This is a genomic window from Corallococcus praedator (assembly GCF_003612125.1).
GTDB lineage: Bacteria > Myxococcota > Myxococcia > Myxococcales > Myxococcaceae > Corallococcus > Corallococcus praedator.
Map to the genome: position 1 here is coordinate 1 of NZ_RAWI01001218.1, position 416 is coordinate 416.

Consider the following 416-nt stretch of genomic DNA (forward strand, 5'->3'; position numbering starts at 1 on the left):
ACCCTCAAGCCCGCAGACGGACCGACGGTGGTGCTTCGCTGCAGCATGGCCGAGGCGACCGCCTCCTGGGCCACCTGGGCGGCCCCGGCCCGAAAGTTGCTGGCGGACAACCCGTTGCCGCCCCTGGTCGGATTGGGAGTCACGCTGTCCGCGCTGGTGCCGGCCGACCAGGTCCAAACCGCGCTGTTCTAGGTGAACCGAGCAGTCGTCCAACTCGGCGGTTCGGCCGGATGCCGGGGCGGTCGGGACAGCTCGATCGGTGCATCCATCCCGGTCTAGGATCCCGATGTGCACCTCATTCGCGGCGGCCGCCGCTTCCTCGTCGGCCTGTCCGTCTCCCTGACGTTGTTGGCCGCGGGCTGCGGAACGCCCGGATCCGACCGGACGGCCGGCGGTGCGACGGCCGGTGTCCAGAC

1 protein-coding gene is annotated in these 416 nt (G+C 70.9%); it reads left to right on the plus strand.

The window, feature by feature from the left end; all coding sequences use genetic code 11:
* On the plus strand, window positions 1–192 hold a 192-nt coding region (locus D7Y13_RS46555; protein WP_208734705.1), incomplete at its 5' end, for a DinB/UmuC family translesion DNA polymerase.
* Window positions 193–416: the final 224 nt, after the last annotated feature.